Source organism: Anaerovibrio sp. (assembly GCF_045637405.1).
Taxonomy (GTDB): domain Bacteria; phylum Bacillota; class Negativicutes; order Selenomonadales; family Selenomonadaceae; genus Anaerovibrio.
The window spans coordinates 1-2,795 of record NZ_JAZTZI010000143.1 but is presented as its reverse complement, the minus strand read 5'-3'; the positions used below and the strand labels follow the sequence as shown (position 1 = coordinate 2,795).

General features: G+C 42.9%; 3 protein-coding genes and 1 rRNA gene. All 4 read right to left on the bottom strand.

Annotated elements, in window-relative coordinates; all coding sequences use genetic code 11:
• Nucleotides 1–100 precede the first annotated feature (100 nt).
• Nucleotides 101–493: an aspartate 1-decarboxylase gene (gene panD, locus ACKI5G_RS10050; RefSeq protein ID WP_407399999.1), complete on the bottom strand. Its 393-nt coding sequence runs from the start codon at nucleotides 491–493 to the stop codon at nucleotides 101–103.
• Nucleotides 494–496: 3 nt separating this feature from the next.
• Nucleotides 497–1,345, bottom strand: coding sequence for a pantoate--beta-alanine ligase (gene panC, locus ACKI5G_RS10045; RefSeq protein ID WP_407399997.1), 849 nt, complete (start codon nucleotides 1,343–1,345; stop codon nucleotides 497–499).
• 32 nt (nucleotides 1,346–1,377) lie between these two features.
• Nucleotides 1,378–2,298, bottom strand: coding sequence for a bile acid:sodium symporter family protein (locus tag ACKI5G_RS10040; protein WP_407400001.1), 921 nt, complete (start codon nucleotides 2,296–2,298; stop codon nucleotides 1,378–1,380).
• Nucleotides 2,299–2,660: 362 nt separating this feature from the next.
• A 5S ribosomal RNA gene (gene rrf, locus ACKI5G_RS10035) occupies nucleotides 2,661–2,777 on the bottom strand.
• Nucleotides 2,778–2,795 lie beyond the last annotated feature (18 nt).

Genomic DNA, 2,795 nt, shown 5'->3' with positions numbered 1-2,795 from the left:
TTTTCATTAAAATCAATGTTCTGACACTTTCTGTATATCTAAACAGAATAAAAATCCTCCGTCATTATCCTAAAAGCAGAATAATAACGGAGGCCGCCTATCAGTTATTTATATATATTTCCCCGTGACACTCATAATTACGGGTTTCTTTAACCTTATTATCTCCATCCAGCATGACTACCGTTGGTCTATACTGAACAGCTTCCTTTTCTTCCATAAACGCGTAGGCCATAATTATAACAACATCTCCCGGCTGGGCCCAGCGGGCTGCTGAACCATTAAGACATATAACTCCGGAGCCCGGCTTTCCCGGAATAACATAGGTTTCCAGGCGGGAGCCATTATTGTTGTTTACCACCTGCACCCGCTCATTTTCATATATTCCCGCTGCCTTCATTAAATCAGCATCAATAGTTATACTGCCCATATACTGAAGATTCGCCTCAGTTACTGTTGCGCAATGAAGCTTAGATTTTAACATGTGAAGCATCATTTCTTAGCCCTCCAAAATTACATTATCAATAAGGCGGGTCTTACCAATCTTTACAGCGATGGCCATAATGGACTCACCATTTACTTCATCAATTTCTTCCAAAGCCGGGAAGGAATATATTTCCACATAGTCGATGGCTGCCAGAGGCTCACTATTGATTTCGTCTAAAATAATCTGCTTTAGCTGGGAGACATTTCTTTCTCCACCTTCAAAGGCCTTCTTTGCCATATTCAGACTACGTGACAATACCAGGGCAGCCGTCTTTTCTTCTTTTGAAAGATATACGTTACGTGAACTGCGGGCCAAGCCACTTTCCTCCCGGACGATAGGAACCATATTGATTTCCACCGGAATGGCCAAATCCTCTACGAATCGACGTATTACGCAAACCTGCTGGGCATCCTTCTGACCAAAGTATGCCTTGTCAGCCCGGGACAGATTAATGAGCTTGGTAACTACAGTTGCCACACCACGGAAATGACCAGGACGCTGACCCCCACATAACTTTTTGGTGAAATCACCCTCCACATTTACATAGGTACAAAAGCCCTCAGGGTACATCTCATCAGGTTCCGGATGGAATACTGCATCAACACCAGCTTCCTCCAATTTTTTACAGTCCTCATCAAATTGACGTGGATAAGCATCAAAATCCTCATTTGGCCCAAACTGAACGGGATTTACAAATACTGACGCAATTACCACATCTACAGCCTGTCTGGCCCTGCGCATAAGAGTCAAATGACCTTCATGTAAGGCTCCCATTGTTGGAACAAGGCCTATACTCTTACCTGCATTTTTCATTTCCTGAGAAAACCTTTTTATTTCATCTTGAGTTCTTAAAATCTTCATCCTTCTCCTACCTCACTTAACTCCTATACCTTTTATGACAGCTTTACTTGGGGACTCACCATATCATTCTCTTCGGAATGCCTGGAAAAATAGTTGGCCAATACCGCCCCTGAGACATTGTGCCATACGCTGAATATAGCTCCGGGAATGGCTGCTATCGGGTCAAAATAGAGCACTGCCAGGGAAGCGGCCATACCGGAATTCTGCATACCCACCTCTATGGAAACAGTACGACTTCTCTTTTCATCTAATCTAAACAGCTTGGCCAAAATATAACCTAACAACAAACCAAAGGAATTATGGCAAATAACCACTGCAAACATCATAAGTCCCACATCCAGTAACTTGGCTGCACTAAGGGATACAACACCGCCAACGGTTAATACAACTGTAACTGCCGAAAGCATCGGCATAAAAGGATTAATTGTCCGTGAAAAATTCTCAAAGAAATGGTGGACCCCCAAGCCCAATAAAACAGGCAGCAGTACCATTTTTACAATGGACATCATCATTGAGGACACTGACACATCAATTACTGCATCTGCCAATAAATATGTAAGAATTGGTGTAACCAGTGGAGCTAATATAGTGGATGTTGCCGACATGGATACAGACAAGGCCACATCTCCCCTGGCCAAATAAGCAATTACATTGGAGGCTGTTCCTCCTGGACAGGTTCCTACCAAAATGACACCTATAGCAATTTCTGGTGGTAAGCCAAAGGCCTTTACCAATCCGAATGCTACAGCAGGCATAATGAGAAACTGTGCGCACACTCCAATAAAAATTCCCTTTGGATTTCTGAGGATATTCTTAAAATCGTCCACCGTCAGGGTCATACCCATGCCAAACATTATAATTCCCAACAAAACAGGAATATGTGGCCCTACCCATGTAAGAGCCTCTGGACGCCATACCGCAAAAACGCCAATCAAAAAAACCAATAAACTCATATTGCTCACGAGAAAATCGCAAGCCGTCTTAAATACTGCTTTCACCAAAAGCACCTCCCAAAAAATTTAAAAACAAGGGAGCCTGTAACATGCTTAACTAAAAAAGCCTCCTCACCCTACAGGATAAGGAGGCATATAAACACAAATAACAGCAGGCCGTACAGCCGCTGATATCATTCGTCTCAGTCCCAAGGATCTAAGCGAAAAAGCGCATTTATAACTTTGAAGCAAATTAGAGAGTATGACTCCAAATGGATGCCATCCCTTGTCCAAAAATGATGATAACACAAGTATTTTGGTTATGCAAGCTAATAATATAACGATTAAAAAGAAAAAACACCGCCATGAGCGGTGCTTTTTCTAACCGGCAACTTCCTATCCTCCCAGGCCGTCTCCAGCCAAGTACTTTCGGCGTTTATGTGCTTAACTACTGTGTTCGGAATGGGAACAGGTGGGACCACATAGCCATCATCACCGGATATTCTATTGGAAGTATG

What these genes read in the sequence shown, in the direction of transcription:
- panD (WP_407399999.1), bottom strand. Translation starts at nt 493, where the DNA reads ATGATGCTTCACATGTTAAAATCTAAGCTTCATTGCGCAACAGTAACT.
- panC (WP_407399997.1), bottom strand. Translation starts at nt 1,345, where the DNA reads ATGAAGATTTTAAGAACTCAAGATGAAATAAAAAGGTTTTCTCAGGAA.
- ACKI5G_RS10040 (WP_407400001.1), bottom strand. Translation starts at nt 2,298, where the DNA reads ATGAGTTTATTGGTTTTTTTGATTGGCGTTTTTGCGGTATGGCGTCCA.